Origin of the sequence: Caballeronia eucalypticola, assembly GCF_047608185.1 — a bacterium.
Lineage (GTDB): Bacteria > Pseudomonadota > Gammaproteobacteria > Burkholderiales > Burkholderiaceae > Caballeronia.
Genome location: NZ_JBLKRU010000030.1, coordinates 75,816 through 93,322 on the forward strand (window position 1 = coordinate 75,816; position 17,507 = coordinate 93,322).

Sequence of the window (17,507 nt, forward strand, 5' to 3'; positions counted from 1 at the left end):
CACTGCCCGGCAAGACTCAAAGTTAGTGTAGGGGAGTCGCCAAGTTGGTTAAGGCACTGGATTTTGATTCCAGCATGCGAAGGTTCGAATCCTTCTTCCCCTGCCATAATTTCTCGCGTTTTCCCTCTCGCCCCAGCCAAGAAACAGGTGCACGATGAGCAGTGACGGCCTGATGGTATTCACTGGCAACGCGAATCCCGCGCTTGCTCAGGAAGTCGTCAAAATCCTTGGGATTCCTCTTGGCAAGGCAATGGTGAGCCGTTTTTCAGACGGCGAAATCATGGTCGAGATCCAGGAGAACGTGCGCGGCAAAGACGTGTTCGTGTTGCAGTCCACCTGCGCCCCGACCAACGACACGTTGATGGAACTCATGATCATGGTCGATGCGCTCAAGCGCGCATCTGCTGGCCGGATCACTGCAGCTATCCCGTACTTCGGTTATGCCCGTCAGGATCGCCGGCCCCGTTCGGCCCGCGTCGCTATCTCGGCGAAGGTCGTGGCGAACATGCTGGAAATTGCCGGTGTGGATCGGGTCATTACCATGGACCTCCACGCCGACCAGATTCAAGGTTTCTTCGACATCCCGGTCGACAACATCTACGCTACGCCCGTGCTGCTCGGCGATCTGCGCAAGCAGAACTACGAAAACTTGCTGGTGGTGTCGCCCGATGTGGGCGGCGTGATCCGCGCCCGGGCCTTGGCGAAGCAACTGAACACCGATCTCGCGATCATCGACAAGCGTCGCCCGAAGGCGAACGTCGCTGAAGTGATGAACATCATTGGTGAAGTGGAAGGCCGCACGTGCGTGATCATGGATGACATGGTCGACACCGCCGGCACGCTCTGCAAGGCAGCACAGGTTTTGAAGGAACGCGGCGCGACGAGAGTGTTTGCGTATGCCACGCACCCGGTTCTGTCCGGCGGCGCGGGCGAGCGGATTGCAGCATCGGAACTCGACGAGCTCGTCGTTACCGACACAATCCCCCTCTCCGAAGAAGCACGTGCCTGTACCAAGGTTCGTATTCTGTCGAGCGCGGGATTGCTGGCTGAAACGTTCTCGCGTATTCGTCGCGGCGACTCGGTCATGTCGCTGTTCGCGGAAGGTTAAAAGTATTTGCTGTTCAGCAGAGGATCAAACCTCTGCTGAACAGCGTAATCGGTTCAGGCGAACGAAGGCCTGAACCGCTGCTCTGGGGCTGAACGCGACTTGCGGACAGCCCCGTTTTCACTGCCTGGTCGCGGGCAGATTATGGAGTTGAATCATGAAAGTAGTCGCTTTTGAGCGCAATCTGCAAGGTACGGGTGCGAGCCGCCGCCTGCGTAACTCGGGCAAGACGCCGGGTATCGTATATGGCGCGAACGCTGAGGCTCTGGCTGTTGAGCTCGATCACAACGCCCTTTGGCACGCGCTGAAGAAAGAAGTTTTCCATTCGTCGATCCTCGAACTGGAAGTGGCAGGCAAGACGCAACAGGTTCTGCTGCGCGATGTGCAATACCATCCGTTCAAGCAAATGGTTCTGCACGTTGACTTCCAACGCGTCGATTCGAAGAAGAAGCTGCACACCAAGGTTCCGGTCCACTTCTTGAACCAGGAAACGAATCCGGCCGTGAAGATCGGCGGCGCGGTTATCTCGCACGTTCTGAACGAACTCGAAATCGAATGCCTCCCGGCCGATCTGCCGGAATTCGTCGAACTCGATCTGGCGAAAATTGAAGCCGGTCACACGCTGCACGTGAAGGACATCGTTTTGCCGAAGGGCGTGGCGCTGATCGCTCACCTCGAAGCAGAAAATCCGGTGATCGCTTCGGCGACCATCCCGGCTGCGGTCGTGTCTGACGAAGCTGCTTCGGGCGCTGCTGCTCCGAGCGACGGCGACAAGCCGGCTGCGTAAGTCTGCCTAAAGCCTGTCCGCTTGAGTCCGCTCGGGTCCGCCCGTAAGAGCGGACGAAGTGACCCGCCGTTGCTCTGCTCCGGCGGGTTTTTTTATGGCCTTTTTCCGGTGCGGTTGAAGTCGCTACGCCGCCAAGATTGAACATGATCAAACTGATCGTCGGGCTCGGCAATCCGGGCGCTGAATACACCGCGACCCGCCACAACGCCGGCTTCTGGTTCGTCGACCAACTGGCGCGCGATGCGGGTGCATCGCTGCGGGACGAACGCCGGTTTCACGGTCACTATGGGCGCGGCCGGCTTAATGGCCAGGAGATTCATCTGCTCGAACCGCAGACCTTCATGAACCGGTCGGGGCAATCGGTCGTGGCCGTAGCGCAGTTCTTCAAGATCCTGCCGGATGAGATCCTGGTCGCGCACGATGAACTCGATTTGCCGCCTGGCACGGTGAAACTGAAGCTCGGCGGCGGCAGCGGCGGGCACAATGGCCTGAAGGACATCTCCGCGCATTTGTCGGTGCAGCAGTATTGGCGCTTGCGGATTGGTATCGGGCATCCGCGTGATCTGATTCCCGAAGCGTCGCGGGCGGGCGCGAAGCCGGATGTCGCGAATTTCGTGCTGAAGCCGCCGCGCCGCGAAGAGCAGGATGTAATCGATGCATCGATTGAACGCGCGCTTGCCGTCATGCCGATCGCGCTCAACGACGGTATGGAGCGTGCGATGATGAACCTGCATCGCAACGCGCAGCCTTAACCGATAGCCGTAACCGCAGCACCCCGTCCCGCGAGGACATCGGGAACAATTGAGGAGCGAATCTTGAGCCGTTTCTGGAGCGATATCGTCAATAAGCTGACGCCGTATGTGCCGGGCGAACAACCCGCGCTCGCGCGTCCCGTGAAGCTCAACACGAACGAGAATCCCTATCCGCCCTCACCTCACGTAGTCGAGGCAATCCGGCGTGAACTCGGCGACGACGGCGACTCGCTCCGCAAATATCCCGACCCGACAGCGCATGCGTTGCGCGCGGCTATCGCGCAGCATCACGGTTTGCGCGTGGAACAAGTGTTTGTCGGCAATGGGTCGGACGAGGTTCTCGCGCACACGTTCCAGGCGCTGCTCAAGCACAACAAGCCAATCCGTTTCCCCGATATCACGTACAGCTTTTATCCCGTCTACGCTCAGTTATACGGCGTAGCGGTCGACGTGATACCGCTCAACGCAGACTTCGGCATTGATGTGGACGACTACCGCGCGCCCAACGGTGGCGTGCTGCTGCCCAACCCGAACGCGCCGACGGGCCGCGCGTTGCCACTCGCCGAGATCAAGGTTTTGCTCGCGGCGAATCCGGATTCGGTTGTTGTTATCGATGAGGCGTATGTGGATTTCGGCGCGGAATCGGCGGTGGCGCTTATCGATGAAAATCCGAATCTGCTGGTCGTGCAGACGTTGTCGAAAGCCCGTTCACTGGCGGGCATGCGGGTCGGGTTCGCACTCGGGAACGAAGCGTTGATCGAGGCGCTGACGCGTGTGAAGGACAGCTTCAATTCCTATCCGCTCGACCGGTTGGCGCAGGTCGCCGCGATCGCGGCCGTTGAAGACGACGACTGGTTTCGCGAAACCTGTGCAAAGGTTATCGCTAGCCGCGAGCGGCTGACGGCGGACCTGGAGGCGTTGGGCTTCGATGTGGTTCCGTCGGCGGCGAATTTCGTTTTCGCACGCCATCCGGAACACGATGCCGCCACGCTAGCGGCGCGCCTGAAGGAGAAGGAGATTTTCGTGCGGCATTTCAAGGTGCCGCGAATCGATCAGCATCTGCGGATTACGGTTGGCACCGATGCCGACTGCGACGCTCTGCTGGCAGCGCTGCGCGCGCTGCTCTAAGGACAGCCTGAGACGCTAAATCAAGCGCCCTTCGCTTTCATCAATCCGTGATATTTCGCCATCAGCTGGATGGCGTTTTCCTCATGCGCCGGGTCGCGTGGAATGCAGTCCACCGGGCACACTTGCTGGCATTGCGGTTCGTCGTAGTGGCCGACGCATTCGGTGCACTTGTTCGGGTCGATCACGTAGATGTCGATACCCATCGAGATGGCGTCGTTCGGGCACTCGGGCTCGCACACGTCGCAGTTGATGCACTCATCGGTAATAAACAGGGCCATGCTTTACTCTCTTCGCCCGGCATCTCAGCCGGCTTTTCGGTGCCCGCGCGCTCTGAATGAGCGCGCTTGGTGAGCAGCTAAAACGCTCACGGCACCGTTGGGTCTTGCGCGATCGGACCGACTTTGTCCTGCAAGCGCTTTTCCACTGAGGGGAAAACAAACTTGGAGACATCGCCGCCGAGTTGCGCGATCTCGCGCACGATCGTGCCCGAGATGAATTGATATTGATCCGACGGCGTCATGAACATCGTTTCGACGTCGGGCAGCAGATAACGGTTCATGCCCGCCATCTGGAATTCGTATTCGAAGTCGGAAACCGCACGCAAGCCCCGCACGATCACGCGCGCATTGTTCTTGCGCACGAAATCCTTAAGTAGCCCCTTGAAGCTCATCACCTGTACGTTCGGATAATGGCCCAGCACCTCATGCGCTATATCCAGCCGTTCCTGCAAACTGAAGAACGGCTTCTTGTTGCGGCTATCGGCGACGCCAACCACCAGCGTATCGAAAATACTCGATGCACGTCGCACGAGGTCTTCGTGACCGCGCGTGAGTGGGTCAAACGTTCCGGGATAAACGGCTACAACCATGGAGCATCTCCTCTTCTGAACCTTCTTCTGGTACATCTTTCGCTGCAGATTGGGCCGCTGGCGGTATCGACAAGACCAAAAAGCGCTTCCGATACCGCATCGTCCTTGAAGTCCGCTACATCCGCCATGGGCATTAAGCCGCGTCCACAGTTGGAGGACATTGCCCGGCCACGCATTTGGGAACGCGCATTATTCCTCATTTTCGCGCCGCAGCAAATGATAGCGGACCGCGCCAGCCTTGCCTTCGCGGGTAATCGCCCATCCGGACAATGCCGGCGTTTGCCTCGGATCGACGGGTTCACCTGCTTCGATATACAGTGCACCGCCCAGCGACACCAGCGGCACGGCCAGTTCGACGGCGCGCTGGAGCATGGCGGCGTCCCCAAATGGAGGGTCGAGGAAGACGACATCGAAGGTATTCGGTGCGAGGCCCGCAGCGAGCCGCAGCGCATCCGCCTCCACAATTTCGATGTTTTTCGCGGCCAGGCGCGTCTGATTCGCCTTTAGTTGCGCCACCGCGCGGCCGCTGCGTTCCACCATCAGCACGCGCAACGCGCCGCGCGACGCAGCTTCGAAGCCCAATGCGCCGCTACCGGCAAATAGATCGAGGCAACGCTTGCCATCGAGCGACTGGCCTAGCCAGTTGAACAGCGTCTCACGCACCCGGTCCGGCGTCGGACGCAGGCCGTCCAGACTCAGAACGGGCAGTGGCGTGCGTTTCCACTCGCCACCGATAATACGAATGGAATGCGCCTTGCCGCCGCGCGATGGCGCGGCTTCGCGGACTTTCGGCGCGCGCTCGGCGGTTCGCTCGGGGCTGCGTTCGCGATTTCGCTCGGGATTTCGCTCTAATGTGCGGGTGATCGAGGAACGGGACATGGACGTGCGTGGGACGTGGTGCGTACTGCGTGGGTAGAGGCGGCGCGATGACCCGCGCGGGCCGGGTGACAACGTGATCGGTTTGCAACAATTCGTGTGCGCCGATGCGGGCACGTTACCACAGCCTCGACGCGCCCGATGCAGGGGTTCGCCACCCTGCCAGGCACTACAATCGGTGACGGCTGATAAAATACGTTTCTTTGGCTTTTTTGCGCATTCGCCCGGCTCTCTCCGCTGTTTTCGGCGGTTTTTCGCGGCACGGCAGCTATCGCCACCTTTGCGTTTGCGTTGTTCGTGTTGTTCGTGTTGTTCGCTCGTTCAACGCAGCAACGCGGTCGCGATGGCATCGATAAAACGCGCCACCCCCACCACTGCAGACCATGTTCAGCTTTTTCAAACGATTAGTAGGCAAATCAGCCGATAACGATACCCAGACTGATATCGATACGGATACCGATGCGCCCGAGGAAAACGGAGGCGAGGCCGGCGCTGAAGTGCATCTCGAGCCCGCAGAAGGGCTCCGGCACGCCAGCACGCCTGTCACACCCGCTCAGCCCGTGGAAACCGCGCGGGAAGGCGTTGCGGCGTCGGATCGGGCTTTGGAATCGCTTGACCGGCCGGCGCGCCCGGCTGATCCGGCGCCTGCAGACGCTCCCGGTGTAGCGGCTGAAGGAACGCCCGCGCCAATCGCTCAATCGGCCTCGCCAGCGAGCGCGGAATCCAAGCCCTATTGGCAAGGCCGCACGGCATCGCAGTGGAAGGCGCCGGCTGAAACCGTCGTGATCGTGCCGCCGCCCGAGCCGGAACAAAACGCAAAGCGTTCATGGCTCACGCGCCTGAAGACGGGCTTATCGAAGACGAGTTCGGGCCTGACGGGGATTTTCGTCGGAGCAAAGATCGATGAGGATTTGTACGAGGAGCTCGAAACGGCGTTGCTGATGTCGGACGCCGGTGTCGATGCCACCGAATACCTGCTCGAAGCGCTGCGGGAAAAAGTGCGCAGTGAACGGCTCACCGATTCGATGCAGGTCAAGGCCGCGCTTCGCTCACTGCTCGCGGAGCTGTTGCGGCCGCTCGAGAAGTCGCTGATGCTCGGTCGCGCCAAACCGCTCGTGATGATGATCGCCGGCGTGAACGGTGCGGGCAAGACGACGAGCATTGGCAAGCTGGCCAAGCATTTACAGCGCTTCGACCAGTCCGTGTTACTGGCCGCCGGCGACACCTTCCGCGCTGCCGCACGTGAACAGCTCACGGTTTGGGGTCAACGCAACAACGTGACGGTGGTATCGCAGGAAAGCGGCGATGCAGCCGCCGTGATCTTCGATGCAGTCGGCGCCGCGCGTGCCCGCAAGATCGACGTGATGATGGCCGATACGGCCGGCCGCCTGCCGACGCAGCTTCACCTGATGGAAGAACTGCGCAAGGTGAAGCGCGTGATTGCGAAAGCGCAACCGGATGCACCGCACGAAGTGCTGCTGGTCATCGATGCAAACACGGGCCAGAACGCACTCGCTCAAGTGAAGGCTTTCGACGATGCGCTCGGCTTGACGGGTTTGATCGTGACCAAACTCGATGGCACTGCGAAGGGCGGCATTCTCGCGGCCATTGCGCGGCAACGGCCGATCCCTGTGTACTTCATTGGCGTGGGCGAGAAAGTAGAGGACTTGCAGCCCTTCAGCGCCGATGAATTCGCCGACGCATTGCTCGGAAGTTAGCAGGGAAGTTAAGCCAGTTAACCCGATGCCGCGGCCTGGCGTTCAGCCAGACCGCGCTCACGCGCTATCGGGACAGAACTAGCGCTGCCGCAATCCACCACATCACAATCCCCACGATCACATCGAGCACTCTCCACGAGACATCTTTCTCGAACAAAGGCTGGAGCAAGCGCGCGCCGAACCCGAGCGTGGTGAACCAGATGATCGATGAACACATTGCCCCCGCGGCAAACCATACATTCCCCGGCCAGCCGTAACGCGCACCAATGCCGCCGAGCAGGACGACGGTATCGAGATAAACGTGCGGATTCAGCAGCGATAAAGCGAGCACCGTTGTTACCGCTTTTGCCACCGTTTGCGATTCGCCGTTCTCGGCCTGCAAATGTCCGGGTCCCTTCCACGCCGCGTGAAAAGCTCGCGCGCCGTACAAGAACAAAAACACCGCGCCCGCCCATCGAATCACCCCAAGCATCACGGGCGCTCGCGCAATCAGTGCGCCCATCCCGCCAATGCCAAACCCGATCAGCAATACGTCGATCAGCGCGCAGATAAAAACGACCCAGCCTACGTGCCGCCGTTTTAATCCTTGCCGCAAGACAAAAGCGTTTTGAGCCCCAATCGCGATAATCAGACTTGCGCCAAGCCCGGCGCCGGATAGAAAAACAGCTGTCGTCATTCGGCGTCCGGTTGTTGCCCGGGCGCGGCGCGCGCGAACGCATCGATTTGCGCAGCGTGATCGGCGATACGTTCGATCGTCGGATAACGGCTCATATCGAGGTTAAAACGCCGCGCGTTGTACACCTGCGGCACGAGGCACAGATCCGCGAGCGTCGGAGCATCACCGAAACACAGCTTGCCCACGCGCGAGTCATTCGCGAGCCGCTTTTCAAGCGACTCGAATCCCGACTCCAGCCAATGCCGGTACCACGTGTCTTTCGCTTCATCGCCAACCTTCAGCGTGTGCTTCAGATACTTCAGAATGCGCAAGTTGTCGACGGGATGAATCTCGCACGCAATCTGAAGCGCGACCGAACGAACAAACGCGCGATCCAATGGCGTACCCGGCAGCAACGCCGGCTCGGGATGCGTCTCGTCCAGATATTCGATGATCGCAAGCGACTGCGTGAGTATGTTGTCACCGTCGATAAACGTCGGCACGATGCCGTCGGGATTCAGCTCGCGATAATCCGGCTTCAGTTGTTGCCCGCCATCGCGCAGAAGATGGATCGGCGCGTACTCATACGCGAGCCCCTTGAGATTCAGCGCGATGCGCACCCGGTACGCCGCCGAGCTACGAAAATAGCTGTATAGCTTCATGAGTCCCCTCCGTTTTTATGCTCAGACCACGCGCACGGAAAACTCTCCGATTCCGTCGACACCGCCCTTCATCAGGTCGCCCTTTTGAACGGCGCCGACGCCCTCAGGCGTGCCCGTGAAAATCAGGTCACCTGGGAACAGCTCGAATAGCGTGGAGAGATACGCGATGGTGTCGCCCACCGACCAGATCAGTTGCGAGACGTCCGATCGCTGCTTCTCTTCACCGTTGACGGTGAGCCAGATCGCGCTTTTTTCCAGATGCCCGACCTTCGCGACGGGATGAATAGGACCCAGCGGAGCCGAATGATCGAAGCCCTTGGCCGTGTCCCACGGACGGCCCAGTTTTTTTGCTTCGGCTTGCAGGTCGCGGCGCGTCATGTCGAGACCGAGCGCGTAGCCATACACGTAATCGAGCGCTTTCTCAGCGGGGATGTCCTTGCCTTGCTTGCCGATCGCCGCCACGAGTTCCATCTCGAAGTGGACGTTCTTGGACTGCGACGGATAAGGGAATTCGCCGGTCGCGCCGGGCGCGACGTACAGCACGGCGTCGGCGGGCTTGCCGAAGAAAAACGGCGGTTCGCGATCCGGGTCGTGTCCCATCTCGCGTGCATGCGCCTCGTAGTTCCGGCCGACGCAATAAATCCGGCGAACAGGAAACTGGTCGCTGGAACCGACAACAGGCACCGCGACCGCGGGCGCCGGAGCAAATACGTGACTCATTGCGTTCTCTCCTGATTGATGAAGTATTGAAGCATCGACCTGAACCTCAAGTTTAACGTGCGCGGTTGCGCATCGCGATTCGCCCGAACGGCCTATGTGCCCCAGGACATTACGTAATAAAGCACGCGGTCAGGTCCGCAATTCCCGTGACCTGTCCCAAGCTGCGATCATCGAACAAACGCGCAGGCAAGCGTCCCGAAAGCCGCCGCCAGGCAGCACCGCGACTTGCAAGCCCGGCTCAAATGCGGTACTGAATGTGATTCCTGTATTTCCAGACTTGCAGCGGCCCATCGTGCAAACGGGCGCACACGGGTGTACAAGACGATTCACCCCGTTTGCAAACCGGCTACTCAGACCAATCAATGACCGACACAGCTCCTTTCCCGTGCGCCCGTTTCATCAAGGAAATCGGCCGCGGGCCAAACGGCGCGCGAGCGCTGACCCGCGAGGACACCTACGCCCTCTACGAAGCGATGCTCGACAACCGCGTCTCCGATCTCGAACTCGGTGCTGTGTTGCTGGCGTATCGCGTGAAAGGCGAGACTGCCGCGGAGCTGGCCGCGATGCTGGCCGCCGCGCATCGCTCGTTCGAACCGCTGCATATCCAGAATGGCCGCGATCACGCGCGGCCCGTTTCCATCCCCACTTATAACGGCGCGCGCAAACAACCCAACCTGACCCCGTTGCTGGCGATGCTGCTCGCGCGGGACGGTGTGCCGGTGCTCGTGCATGGCGTCACGACTGATCCCGGCCGCGTCACGAGCGCCGCGATTTTCGCCGAACTGGGCATTCCCGAAGCCACTTCCCACGATGAAATCGAAGACAGCCTCGCCTCGCGGCGCCTCGCGTTCGCGCCGATCGCCGTGCTCGCACCCAAGCTCGCGCGCCTGCTCGCCATCCGGCGAATCATGGGCGTGAGAAATTCCACGCATACGCTGGTCAAGATCCTGCAGCCGTTCGCGCAGCCCGGTTTGCGGCTGGTGAACTACACCCATCCGGAGTATCGCGAGAGCTTGACGGGACTGTTCACCGAACATCCCGACGCTGCCGCCGGCGGCGCCCTGCTCGCTCGCGGAACGGAAGGCGAAGCGGTCGCGGACACGCGCCGGCAAGTGCAGGTGGACTGGTTCCACGACGGCCACGCGGAAACGCTGATATCGCCGGAACGCTCCTCGCCGGACGCGCCCGTGGTGGCGTTGCCCGAGGCGCTCGATGCCGCGACCACCGCCCGCTGGATCGAAACCGTACTGCGCGGCGAAGCACCCATTCCGCCCGCGCTCGCGCGCCAAGCGGAGTTGATTGCTGACATCGTCAGGCGCTAGAGCGTTCGCCAAGGCATTCTTCAGTCGAGAAACCGTCGCTGTTGACAAAAGCGCACGCCGTACGCTAATGTGCAGCAATGAGCTTTGCCCAATTCCCCTCCCTTCGAATTACCCAGGGCCGCCTAGCGCGGCCCCTATCGCTACGTCTAGCGTAAGTCGCTAAACGTGGCGCCGCGCGTTCCGCGCGCGGTCCCCTCCGCAGTTTCGTAGTTCCCCTTTGCAGTTCCCTTTTCACCACCCGTAGTCGTCTGCTTTCGTCCGTTCATCCACGGTTCGAAAACGCGAGGATCACATGCACGCTGCTTTTGCATCGTTCACGTTCGTCACCGGCGTTACCCATGCCATGGGACGTCGCGAACCTGTACAGCGCGCATTGGAACGATGCCGGCAAGCCGCCGGCCGCTCGACCGCCTCGCAACGACTGCGCTTTCACGCGTACAACGCGTTCAGCCGAGGCCCACGATGATGATGCGCAACCCTTCCGAGAAATACCGCCCTTTCCCCCAAGTCAACCTCAACGGCCGCCGATGGCCCACTCGCACGATCGAGCGCGCGCCCATCTGGATGAGCACCGATCTGCGCGACGGCAATCAGGCGCTGATCGACCCGATGAGCATTGACGCCAAACTCGAATTCTTCGAGATGCTGGTAGCGGTAGGTTTCAAGGAAATCGAAGTGGGCTTTCCGTCGGCATCGCAGACGGATTTCGACTTCGTGCGCAAGCTGATCGTGGAAAACCGTGTTCCCGACGACGTCACCATTGAAGTACTCGTGCAGTCGCGCCGTGAACTCATCGAGCGGACGTTTGAAGCAGTGGAAGGCGCGCCCCGGGTGATCGTGCACCTGTATAACGCGATTGCGCCGTCGTTTCGCAAGATCGTCTTCAATCAGTCCAAGGAAGACACCAAAGCGCTGGCTGTAGAAGGAACCCGCATCATCAAGGAGTGCGCCGCCGCGCGCCCCGATACCCACTGGATCTATCAGTATTCGCCGGAAACGTTCAGCATGACCGAGCTTTCGTTTTCCCGCGAAGTCTGCGACGCCGTCGCGCAAATGTGGCGTCCCACGCCCGACCACAAGATGATCGTGAACTTGCCGGCCACGGTAGAAGCGGCCATGCCGAACGTGTTCGCCGATCAGGTCGAGTGGATGGATCGCAACATGAGTTATCGCGACAGCATCGTGCTCTCCGTGCATCCGCATAACGATCGCGGCACGGCAGTCGCTGCGGCGGAACTTGCGATCCTCGCGGGCGCTGATCGCGTCGAAGGCTGTCTTTTTGGCAACGGCGAGCGCACCGGCAACGTGGATCTCGTCACGCTCGCGATGAATTTGTACACGCAGGGCATTGACCCAGGGCTGGATTTTTCCGATATCGATGGCGTGCGCCGCGTGGTCGAGCGCTGCAACCAGATTCCCGTGCATCCGCGTCATCCGTATGCCGGCGATCTCGTGTTCACGGCCTTCTCTGGCTCGCACCAGGATGCTATCCGCAAGGGCTTTGCCCAGCGTGAGACGGGTACGGTGTGGGACGTGCCGTATCTGCCTATCGACCCTGCCGACCTTGGTCGGAGCTATGACGCCGTGATCCGCGTGAACAGCCAGTCGGGTAAAGGCGGCGCGACGTTTCTGCTTGAACGCGGGCTGGGCTTTACGCCGCCGCGCCGCGTGCAGATCGAATTCAGCCATGCCGTGCAGAAAGTCGCCGATGCATCGGGCGCGGAAGTGTCCGGCGAAGCCATTTGCGCGTTGTTCAAGCGCGAATACTTCGACGCACAAGGACCGGCATCACGAGCAGATGCATCAACCCTGCATTTCGATGGACGCCACGTGAAGCTGCCCGTATCCGCGGTCGCCGATGAAGCGCACGCGCAAGCCGTCGCCGCGGCGGTTGCCAGTGTCGCGGGTGTCGCGATCGAGGTGGCATCGTTTGAAACCGCCGCGACCGCGAAAGGTGAGACGGCGGTGTTCGTTGGCTGCCGGATTGGCGATCAAGCGATGCGGTTCGGCGTCGCCGTGCATGCGAACGCGGCTCAGGCAGTCGCCGATGCCATCGTCAGCGCGGCAAATCGCGTGCGCTGGGCAGGGCGCAAGGAAATGGAAAGCGAAGCGGTAGCTGCGTGAGGACCTTCAGCTTTTCTGGAAAGCATAGCCGAGTAGTTGAATGACAGAGGGAAACTCGCGAAGCAGGCGATAAAACACGACAACCGGTGTCGACATGACGGCTGCCGCTCACAAGGCGCCGGCCCGCCAGCCGAACCGCGACGCCCAACCGAACGGTGTCGAAGCGGTGCTAATCCAGCGCCACGCGTGTTGCCTGCATCGCGAGCAACTGCCATTGCCCATCGACTTGAATGTGAATGGCGGTGTACGCGATCGGAAACAACAGCGCGCCGTTCTTCGACTCCATCTCGAGCAACGCTCGCCCATACACGATCCACGTGTCCCGCCCGCCCGGCATCAACTCCTGCGACTGGATCTCGATCTGCCGATAACGCCGGCGCCCCGCGGTGATGGCATCGATAAACTGCCGCTTCGTCTCGCGTTTGCCATTGGTATGAACGTAGCTGGCATTTTCCGCCAGCAGCGCGTCCAGCAATTCGCCGTCACCGTCGACCATCGCGCGGAAACGGTCGCGCTCGAGTTCACGGATTGCCTCAATGGGCGTGTCGATGGGTTGTGCCGGCATCGTCGATTCCTCGCGCGCTTGAGGAACCGATGGACGCGGTCCCCGTCAGAAGTTGTATTGCAAATATATCTGGCTGAAATTTATACCAGGATTCGGGTGTTCGAAACCGGCGTTGGATAAATGCTGAAACCGGAAGCCCGCCTGATAGTTCTGGTGCGCCCCGAATTGAGCGCCGACGCCCACCATATCGGCGAACTGGAAGGACGAGGAGAAGGTCCGCGTCTCGGTCTCGCGGACATGCGACAGGAGTCGCACGCCAACGCCCGCTTCCACGTAGGGCCGGATCCATCCCGAGCTCTTGATGAACCGGAACACCGGCGTAAAGCCGAATTCCCAGATGCCCGGATGCGATGCCTGGCTTTCGCGGATATCCCAGTAGGCCACGTGCGCTTCGCCCACAACCGTGAAGTGGAAACCGCCGATTTCCCACCACGTCCAGTTGGGATCCCAGACTGCGCCGACATCGGCCTTCCGGACATCGTGGTCGGCCACTCCGCCAGCGATCTGCAAACCGAATTGATCGGCGCGGGCGGTGGCCGAAGCCAAAACGAGCGCACCAAACAAGGCACCGTAGGAAAAGCGCTTTTGCCAGACACTTTTGTTCTTCTGCATGAATACTCCGGGGCTGGATTCTCACAAGACGGGGCGTGCCGCAGTCGCAGCAAATCGCCATTTTAGAGACGGTCTCAAAAATGTGCTCAGAAGAGTTCTGCTGAATGGCGAAAACACGGAATTAAGTTTCGTCGAATCCTGAATGACGGGTAATTCGTGCGAAAACTTTCAAATTTCTTTCGGTAAGTTTGACGGAGGAAGCGTTTCGCATCTTGCAACAATCAGGGAAAACGCTTATAAGCTATTGGAGGAACGATTCTAATAGCGTATGGGAACTTGCCCACATATCGCCCCTCTAATCTTTAGCACTCGAAATAGCAGAGTGCTAATATCCTGCTAGACCCGGTTTTTCATCGGGTTTTTTGTTGATAAGGAGCACACCAGCGTGACCAATGCGATGACCCTCCCGAATACTGGACACTCGGCGCCGGCCAAGGCCGCTTCGGCAGGTGCGCTGACGTTTGCGCAGTCGTCCATGTTGACCGGCCAGATCGGCAACATCGACGCCTACATTTCGGCTGTCAACCGGATTCCGATGCTAACGCCGTCGGAAGAACGTCAGTACGCCACCGAATTCCGTGACAACGACAACCTGGATGCCGCTCGTCAGCTCGTGCTGTCGCACCTGCGGCTGGTGGTATCGATTGCCCGCAATTATTTGGGTTATGGGCTGCCCCATGCCGACCTGATTCAGGAAGGCAATATCGGCTTGATGAAAGCCGTCAAACGCTTCGATCCGCAACAGAACGTGCGGCTGGTGTCGTATGCCATGCACTGGATCAAGGCTGAGATTCACGAGTACATCCTGCGTAACTGGCGCACGGTGAAAGTGGCGACCACGAAGGCGCAGCGCAAGCTGTTTTTCAACCTTCGCAGCCACAAGACCGGACACAACGCGTTCACGCCGGACGAGGTCGATAACCTGGCGAAAGAGCTGAATGTGAAGCGCGAGGAAGTTTCCGAGATGGAAACGCGTCTTTCCGGCGGCGACATCGCGCTGGAAGGTCAGATCGACGACGGCGAGGAATCGTACGCACCTATCGCGTATCTGGCCGACTCGCACAACGAGCCGACCAACGTGCTGGCGTCGCGCCAGTTCGACAAGCTGCAAAGCGAAGGGTTGTCGACCGCGCTCGAATCGCTCGACGAACGCAGCCGCCGGATCGTTCAGGCGCGTTGGCTCGAAGTGGAAGACGACGGCTCGGGCGGCAAGACGCTGCATGAACTCGCGGACGAGTTTGGCGTGTCGGCTGAACGGATTCGTCAGATCGAAGCCAGCGCAATGAAGAAAATGCGCACGGCGCTGCACGAGTACGCTTAAGCGTTTAGGGCTTTGGGTTTGCCGCTGAGTTTTGGCGGCGCCCAGGCTCTATGTATCGAAGAATTGGTGAAAACCTGAAAGCCCGCCGTCGCAAGACGGCGGGCTTTTCTTTGCCTGCTCGAATGGACCTGACCGTCGGCCTGCTGCCACCAACAAAAAAAGCGGCGCCAGAGGTTTCCCTCTAGCGCCGCCATGCGTCAAGTCAGCAAAGACTCTCTGCGAACTCAGCGCGACATGATGTGCGCTCCGACGTTATGGAGCGCCCACAACGTCCCGCCGATAAGGATCACCGCCACCAGCACGGCGGATGCGAGCGAGAGCAGATTCCATCGTTGCGACGAAGAGGTGTTCATGTGCAGGAAAAACACCAGATGCACGAGGATCTGGATGAATGCGAGCACCGCGATGGCGATGATCGATTCTGTCGGCCCAAACATCTGCTGCATGACCAGTCCGAAGGCTGCGGCCGTCAGCACGACCGACAGGACGAAGCCAATGACATACGAGCGCACGCTGCCGTGGCCCGCGCCGGTATCGATTGAATGTGCGTTTGCCATTTATACGACGCTCGTCAGATAAACAAAGGTAAAGACGCAGATCCACACGATGTCCAGAAAGTGCCAGAAAAGGCTGAGACACGTGAGGCGCGTCAGATCGCGTGGGGTGATCTTCTTGTTGCCGATCACCTGCACCGCCAGGACCACCATCCAGATCAGGCCAACGGCTACGTGCAAACCGTGCGTCGCGACCAGCGTGAAGAACGCGGACAAAAACGCACTGCGGTCAGGGCCGTAACCCTGCGCGAGCAGCGTGCTGAACTCGTGGATTTCCAGCGCGATAAACACCACGCCGAGCAGGAACGTAACGCCGAGCCACGCCAGCAGCGCAGCCGACTTGCCCTTCTGAGCGGCTAGCATGCCAAAGCCGAACGTGATGCTGCTCACCAACAGGATGGAAGTTTCCAGCATGACGAGCGGAAGCTCGAGCAGGTCCTGACCGGTCGGGCCGCCCGCGAACTGATGGCCCATGACAGCGAACACGGCGAATAGCGACGCAAAGATAATGCAGTCGGTCATCAGGTACACCCAGAACCCCAGCACCGTATTCGACGCGCCGTGGTCATCGTGCGATCCCGGTAGATCCAGTGGGATAGTCTTTTGCAACATTACAGTGCCTCCTGCAGATCTTGCGTCCGCGCTGGCGTCGTGGGCGTCGGCGTGCCGTCCATGCCGGCGACGGTTTGGGCGGAAATGGTGTAGTCGATGTCGCCGTCGTAGCTACGAAGGATCAGCGTGACAACCACGCCCAGCAGACCCGCGATGGCGAGCCACCAGATGTGCTAGACCAACGCAAAACCAATCGCCAGGCTGAACAAGCCGATAACCAAACCGGCGCTTGTATTGCGCGGCATGTGGATGTCGCGATAATCCTCGCGCGCAAGGCGCGTACGGCCGCGTTCCTTCATGTGTGCGAAGGCGTCGAGTTCATGGACCACCGGCACGACTGCGAAGTTATAGACGGGCGGCGGCGAACTGGTCGCCCATTCAAGCGTGCGGCCGTTCCACGGGTCGCCGGTAACGTCTTTGTACGCAGGCGAATTCCGCTTCACGACGCTGACAACGACCTGAGCGATCTGGAACACAACGCCCAGCAAGATGATCAACGCACCAACGAAAGCGATGACCATGTACGGCTGCCAGCCCGGCGTGTCGTAGTGATTCATGCGGCGCGTCGCGCCCATGAAACCCAGCACGTACAGCGGCATGAACGCAGTCCAGAAGCCCACGAACCAGCACCAGAACGCGCACTTGCCGAGCGTTTCGTTCAGCTTGAAACCGAACGCCTTCGGGAACCAGTAGGTGAAGCCGGCGAGATACCCGAACACCACGCCACCGATAATCGCGTTATGGAAGTGAGCGATCAGGAACAGGCTGTTAAGTGTTCAGGCGAAATTGATTTGAAATTTGGTGCCGTACGCACCGAGCAGGCTGCGAACTTCGTCGTCGATGGTTTCCTTCGTCCAGGTGACGAAGTTACGCCAATGGTATTTGGCCTGCTTCCAGACGATCTCGATGAGATTGAGTTCGGGACTGTATGGCGGCAGATAGAACAGTTGCATGCGATGCTCACGTAGCCAGCGCTCATGCACTTCAGGTTCAATGGCATGATGGATCGAAGCGTTGTCGAGTACCACCACGGTCGGACGCTCATCGCCCTGCAGGGCGATGAGCTCGAGGAACTCAATGACAGCGCCGCCTTTGATAGATGAGCTCGTGACATGGTGAGTCAACG

At 60.0% G+C, this 17,507-nt stretch carries 19 protein-coding genes, 1 tRNA gene and 1 pseudogene; 9 read left to right on the plus strand and 12 right to left on the minus strand.

All coding sequences use genetic code 11. The annotated features are described in order from the left end of the window. Positions 1-29: 29 nt before the first annotated feature. From ACMX25_RS27920 to hisC, 5 genes are all read left to right on the plus strand, one after another. Positions 30-106: transfer RNA gene (locus ACMX25_RS27920), tRNA-Gln, on the plus strand. 48 nt (positions 107-154) lie between these two features. Then, positions 155-1,108, plus strand: coding sequence for a ribose-phosphate pyrophosphokinase (locus ACMX25_RS27925; RefSeq protein ID WP_158937177.1), 954 nt, complete (start codon positions 155-157; stop codon positions 1,106-1,108). A gap of 154 nt (positions 1,109-1,262) precedes the next feature. Continuing rightward, a complete protein-coding gene (locus ACMX25_RS27930) occupies positions 1,263-1,892 on the plus strand; it encodes a 50S ribosomal protein L25/general stress protein Ctc (RefSeq protein WP_414953229.1) in 630 nt (209 codons plus the stop codon). A gap of 143 nt (positions 1,893-2,035) precedes the next feature. After that, entirely contained in the window at positions 2,036-2,644 is a 609-nt protein-coding gene (gene pth / locus ACMX25_RS27935) for an aminoacyl-tRNA hydrolase (protein ID WP_414953230.1), read from the plus strand. 63 nt (positions 2,645-2,707) lie between these two features. Continuing rightward, positions 2,708-3,772, plus strand: a complete 1,065-nt coding sequence (hisC, locus tag ACMX25_RS27940; protein ID WP_414953231.1) for a histidinol-phosphate transaminase — start codon at positions 2,708-2,710, stop codon at positions 3,770-3,772. Positions 3,773-3,792: 20 nt separating this feature from the next. Here hisC and ACMX25_RS27945 read toward each other — a convergent pair whose 3' ends face one another. From ACMX25_RS27945 to rsmD, 3 genes are all read right to left on the minus strand, one after another. Next, a complete protein-coding gene (locus ACMX25_RS27945; protein WP_414953232.1) occupies positions 3,793-4,050 on the minus strand; it encodes a YfhL family 4Fe-4S dicluster ferredoxin in 258 nt (85 codons plus the stop codon). A gap of 86 nt (positions 4,051-4,136) precedes the next feature. Continuing rightward, positions 4,137-4,640 carry a pantetheine-phosphate adenylyltransferase gene (coaD, locus tag ACMX25_RS27950; protein ID WP_299713726.1) on the minus strand — a complete coding sequence of 168 codons (504 nt, stop codon included), beginning with the start codon at positions 4,638-4,640 and terminating at the stop codon, positions 4,137-4,139. Between the two features lie 189 nt (positions 4,641-4,829). Continuing rightward, a complete protein-coding gene (gene rsmD, locus ACMX25_RS27955; protein WP_414953233.1) occupies positions 4,830-5,519 on the minus strand; it encodes a 16S rRNA (guanine(966)-N(2))-methyltransferase RsmD in 690 nt (229 codons plus the stop codon). A 380-nt stretch (positions 5,520-5,899) separates the two neighbouring features. On the opposite strand from rsmD, the gene ftsY reads away from it, so the two are divergent. Continuing rightward, positions 5,900-7,234, plus strand: a complete 1,335-nt coding sequence (ftsY, locus tag ACMX25_RS27960; RefSeq protein ID WP_414953234.1) for a signal recognition particle-docking protein FtsY — start codon at positions 5,900-5,902, stop codon at positions 7,232-7,234. A 64-nt stretch (positions 7,235-7,298) separates the two neighbouring features. Here the strand turns inward: ftsY and ACMX25_RS27965 are convergent, their stop codons facing one another. The 3 genes from ACMX25_RS27965 to ACMX25_RS27975 are packed head-to-tail and all read right to left on the minus strand — an operon-like array spanning position 7,299 to position 9,271. Beyond that, entirely contained in the window at positions 7,299-7,910 is a 612-nt protein-coding gene (locus ACMX25_RS27965) for a LysE/ArgO family amino acid transporter (RefSeq protein WP_414953235.1), read from the minus strand. Next, complete coding sequence (gene maiA, locus ACMX25_RS27970; RefSeq protein ID WP_414953236.1) at positions 7,907-8,551, minus strand: maleylacetoacetate isomerase; 645 nt, start codon at positions 8,549-8,551, stop codon at positions 7,907-7,909. The genes ACMX25_RS27965 and maiA overlap by 4 nt, the downstream gene beginning before the upstream one ends. A 21-nt stretch (positions 8,552-8,572) precedes the next feature. Continuing rightward, on the minus strand, positions 8,573-9,271 hold the full coding sequence (locus ACMX25_RS27975) for a fumarylacetoacetate hydrolase family protein (protein WP_414953237.1): 699 nt from the start codon (positions 9,269-9,271) through the stop codon (positions 8,573-8,575). 362 nt (positions 9,272-9,633) lie between these two features. Here ACMX25_RS27975 and ybiB point away from each other — a divergent pair, with 362 nt between their 5' ends. Both ybiB and leuA read left to right on the plus strand, forming a co-directional pair. Continuing rightward, complete coding sequence (ybiB, locus tag ACMX25_RS27980) at positions 9,634-10,593, plus strand: DNA-binding protein YbiB (RefSeq protein ID WP_414953238.1); 960 nt, start codon at positions 9,634-9,636, stop codon at positions 10,591-10,593. A gap of 465 nt (positions 10,594-11,058) precedes the next feature. Further along, a complete protein-coding gene (gene leuA / locus ACMX25_RS27985) occupies positions 11,059-12,717 on the plus strand; it encodes a 2-isopropylmalate synthase (RefSeq protein ID WP_414953249.1) in 1,659 nt (552 codons plus the stop codon). A gap of 169 nt (positions 12,718-12,886) precedes the next feature. Here the strand turns inward: leuA and ACMX25_RS27990 are convergent, their stop codons facing one another. Together ACMX25_RS27990 and ACMX25_RS27995 are read right to left on the minus strand one after the other, a co-directional pair. After that, positions 12,887-13,282 carry a nuclear transport factor 2 family protein gene (locus tag ACMX25_RS27990; RefSeq protein ID WP_299713707.1) on the minus strand — a complete coding sequence of 132 codons (396 nt, stop codon included), beginning with the start codon at positions 13,280-13,282 and terminating at the stop codon, positions 12,887-12,889. Positions 13,283-13,327: 45 nt separating this feature from the next. Further along, positions 13,328-13,894 carry an acyloxyacyl hydrolase gene (locus tag ACMX25_RS27995; RefSeq protein WP_414953239.1) on the minus strand — a complete coding sequence of 189 codons (567 nt, stop codon included), beginning with the start codon at positions 13,892-13,894 and terminating at the stop codon, positions 13,328-13,330. Between the two features lie 385 nt (positions 13,895-14,279). Between ACMX25_RS27995 and rpoH the strand changes: the two genes are divergently transcribed. Next, complete coding sequence (gene rpoH, locus ACMX25_RS28000; protein ID WP_414953240.1) at positions 14,280-15,215, plus strand: RNA polymerase sigma factor RpoH; 936 nt, start codon at positions 14,280-14,282, stop codon at positions 15,213-15,215. A gap of 224 nt (positions 15,216-15,439) precedes the next feature. On the opposite strand, the gene cyoD is transcribed toward rpoH, so the two are convergent. From cyoD to ACMX25_RS28020, 4 genes and pseudogenes are all read right to left on the minus strand, one after another. Then, complete coding sequence (gene cyoD / locus ACMX25_RS28005) at positions 15,440-15,772, minus strand: cytochrome o ubiquinol oxidase subunit IV (RefSeq protein ID WP_414953241.1); 333 nt, start codon at positions 15,770-15,772, stop codon at positions 15,440-15,442. Then, the gene (gene cyoC / locus ACMX25_RS28010) at positions 15,773-16,381 is read right to left on the minus strand and encodes a cytochrome o ubiquinol oxidase subunit III (protein WP_414953242.1); all 609 of its coding nucleotides are present in this window, start codon (positions 16,379-16,381) and stop codon (positions 15,773-15,775) included. Beyond that, positions 16,381-17,151 (minus strand): annotated as a pseudogene (locus ACMX25_RS28015) (cbb3-type cytochrome c oxidase subunit I); the annotation flags it as partial. The gene cyoC and the pseudogene ACMX25_RS28015, both read right to left, overlap by 1 nt. A gap of 6 nt (positions 17,152-17,157) precedes the next feature. After that, on the minus strand, positions 17,158-17,507 hold a 350-nt coding region (locus ACMX25_RS28020; RefSeq protein WP_414953243.1), incomplete at its 5' end, for a transposase.

What these genes read in the sequence shown, in the direction of transcription:
- ACMX25_RS27925 (WP_158937177.1), top strand. Translation starts at nt 155, where the DNA reads ATGAGCAGTGACGGCCTGATGGTATTCACTGGCAACGCGAATCCCGCG.
- ACMX25_RS27930 (WP_414953229.1), top strand. Translation starts at nt 1,263, where the DNA reads ATGAAAGTAGTCGCTTTTGAGCGCAATCTGCAAGGTACGGGTGCGAGC.
- pth (WP_414953230.1), top strand. Translation starts at nt 2,036, where the DNA reads ATGATCAAACTGATCGTCGGGCTCGGCAATCCGGGCGCTGAATACACC.
- ACMX25_RS27945 (WP_414953232.1), bottom strand. Translation starts at nt 4,050, where the DNA reads ATGGCCCTGTTTATTACCGATGAGTGCATCAACTGCGACGTGTGCGAG.
- coaD (WP_299713726.1), bottom strand. Translation starts at nt 4,640, where the DNA reads ATGGTTGTAGCCGTTTATCCCGGAACGTTTGACCCACTCACGCGCGGT.
- rsmD (WP_414953233.1), bottom strand. Translation starts at nt 5,519, where the DNA reads ATGTCCCGTTCCTCGATCACCCGCACATTAGAGCGAAATCCCGAGCGA.
- ftsY (WP_414953234.1), top strand. Translation starts at nt 5,900, where the DNA reads ATGTTCAGCTTTTTCAAACGATTAGTAGGCAAATCAGCCGATAACGAT.
- ACMX25_RS27965 (WP_414953235.1), bottom strand. Translation starts at nt 7,910, where the DNA reads ATGACGACAGCTGTTTTTCTATCCGGCGCCGGGCTTGGCGCAAGTCTG.
- maiA (WP_414953236.1), bottom strand. Translation starts at nt 8,551, where the DNA reads ATGAAGCTATACAGCTATTTTCGTAGCTCGGCGGCGTACCGGGTGCGC.
- ACMX25_RS27975 (WP_414953237.1), bottom strand. Translation starts at nt 9,271, where the DNA reads ATGAGTCACGTATTTGCTCCGGCGCCCGCGGTCGCGGTGCCTGTTGTC.
- ybiB (WP_414953238.1), top strand. Translation starts at nt 9,634, where the DNA reads ATGACCGACACAGCTCCTTTCCCGTGCGCCCGTTTCATCAAGGAAATC.
- leuA (WP_414953249.1), top strand. Translation starts at nt 11,059, where the DNA reads ATGATGCGCAACCCTTCCGAGAAATACCGCCCTTTCCCCCAAGTCAAC.
- ACMX25_RS27990 (WP_299713707.1), bottom strand. Translation starts at nt 13,282, where the DNA reads ATGCCGGCACAACCCATCGACACGCCCATTGAGGCAATCCGTGAACTC.
- ACMX25_RS27995 (WP_414953239.1), bottom strand. Translation starts at nt 13,894, where the DNA reads ATGCAGAAGAACAAAAGTGTCTGGCAAAAGCGCTTTTCCTACGGTGCC.
- cyoD (WP_414953241.1), bottom strand. Translation starts at nt 15,772, where the DNA reads ATGGCAAACGCACATTCAATCGATACCGGCGCGGGCCACGGCAGCGTG.
- cyoC (WP_414953242.1), bottom strand. Translation starts at nt 16,381, where the DNA reads ATGTTGCAAAAGACTATCCCACTGGATCTACCGGGATCGCACGATGAC.